The following is a 1,381-nucleotide window of genomic DNA, read 5'->3' on the forward strand; positions in this document are numbered from 1 at the left end:
CTTCGCGCATGCTTCCTGCGCCAGCTGCAAACCCCAGATACCACTCGGCGTTAGAACCGAGCTGTGGCAGGTCAGGCAATTTCACCTGTAGGGTTGTTTTTGCCGGCGCACCAAACCCCAACTTTTCACGAAGTTCAGCGATAGCGGCGTCATGCTCTGCGCGAGCTTCTGGCCCCATCGCGTCCAGCTCGGCGTAACGTTCCGCACGGTTCTGAAGCGCACGCAGGACAAGGTGAGTGCTGACACCTTTACCGAACCGGAAACCGGGCTCAAGGATAACCGGGCAGGGTAGCGTAGTTGGGTAGGTAGGTTCTGGCCGTTCAAGTAGAGCGCCGGCCATCGCTATAACTTCACCCGGAAAGAAAGGGGCGCCATCGGCGATTGCTCTGAGACGTTTTTCACTGATCGTCATTTTGCGGTTTCCTGTTCGGCTTCGATGATGGAATCGACCGCCATCACCATGGTTCTGGCGAGGTCGTCGTAATCCTGCCATGCATCGTTGCTGAAAAAATTCGTGAGCATTACCGGTGCTATCTGTGCAGTCAGGTATTGCCTGTAAGTCATTCCCCCTGGCGTCGCATTGCTCGGGTTGGGGAAGGCGTAGTGCCGGCCATTTTTCATCGCTTAGCCTCCCGCTGTACGGTTTTATAGGCCCGCAGCGCGTCGCGGGTTTTTCCTGAAATCTGCGTCTTCATGAAGAAGCTACCGCGTCGTTCGCTGACCACGCCCGGAGTGCAAAGTAAGGCGGCATCAACCATCCGGTTATGCTTGCGAAACTCAAAAATGGTGCTGGTGATCGTCACCGCGGCCACGGCGCCATAATCTTTAAAGTCGATTTTCATCAGCTTGCATCTCCTGAACTGCTGCAATGTAGCCATCCCATCCGCCGTAGCTGTTGACTATTTCTCCCAGACGAGAGAAGCAGGCGTTCATCCAGCGGATCCCACGTGGGGTCAGCGCCGGCACGGTTCCCCAGTCAATAAACCCCGAATTACTGCGATGCATATATTTAATGAGGTCCAGAATGTTGATGTAGTGCGCCCAGCGGCGCTCGATGTTCCATCCCTTATCCGCAAGGTAGGAGTCAATAAAACCCTGCAACGCTGGCTGATTAAGCGAAATATCGCCGTACTGGTGACGATAGACCGGACGGCGGTGGATGCTGACCAGATAGAACAGGTACGCATCACTGACCCAGGCTAAGGCCTGCTGGTGGGCCTCCACGATTGAACCTGCTGGCAACCAGATGTCTTTATTGCTCATGGTTACCCTCCCACCCAATAGCCTGAAACAGCCTCATCTTCGGGTGATACCATCGGGTGCCGCGGGGCTCAGCTTCTACCATCATTTGGCGAAACGCCTTCATGAACGGCTCAAGCTC

Annotated in this window: 3 protein-coding genes and 2 pseudogenes; all 5 read right to left on the reverse strand. The window is 55.2% G+C overall.

All coding sequences use genetic code 11. The features are described 5' to 3' along the window. Positions 1-178: pseudogene (locus ACI2JR_RS28280) on the reverse strand (hypothetical protein); the annotation flags it as partial. 230 nt (positions 179-408) lie between these two features. Beyond that, positions 409-621, reverse strand: coding sequence for a hypothetical protein (locus ACI2JR_RS28285; protein ID WP_086816426.1), 213 nt, complete (start codon positions 619-621; stop codon positions 409-411). Continuing rightward, positions 618-842 (reverse strand): hypothetical protein, encoded by a 225-nt coding sequence (locus tag ACI2JR_RS28290; RefSeq protein WP_462480111.1) that lies wholly within the window; start codon positions 840-842, stop codon positions 618-620. Before ACI2JR_RS28290 ends, ACI2JR_RS28285 begins: the two co-directional genes overlap by 4 nt. After that, positions 826-1,263, reverse strand: coding sequence for a hypothetical protein (locus ACI2JR_RS28295; protein ID WP_462480112.1), 438 nt, complete (start codon positions 1,261-1,263; stop codon positions 826-828). Before ACI2JR_RS28295 ends, ACI2JR_RS28290 begins: the two co-directional genes overlap by 17 nt. Next, positions 1,253-1,381, reverse strand: a pseudogene (locus ACI2JR_RS28300) (DNA-binding protein); the annotation flags it as partial. The pseudogene ACI2JR_RS28300 and the gene ACI2JR_RS28295, both read right to left, overlap by 11 nt.

Source organism: Klebsiella sp. NPDC088457, from assembly GCF_044900465.1.
In the GTDB taxonomy this organism is placed as follows: Bacteria; Pseudomonadota; Gammaproteobacteria; order Enterobacterales; family Enterobacteriaceae; genus Klebsiella.

Excerpts from the sequence above, each read along its gene's own strand:
- ACI2JR_RS28285 (WP_086816426.1), bottom strand. The coding sequence starts at position 621 with ATGAAAAATGGCCGGCACTACGCCTTCCCCAACCCGAGCAATGCGACG.
- ACI2JR_RS28290 (WP_462480111.1), bottom strand. The coding sequence starts at position 842 with ATGAAAATCGACTTTAAAGATTATGGCGCCGTGGCCGCGGTGACGATC.
- ACI2JR_RS28295 (WP_462480112.1), bottom strand. The coding sequence starts at position 1,263 with ATGAGCAATAAAGACATCTGGTTGCCAGCAGGTTCAATCGTGGAGGCC.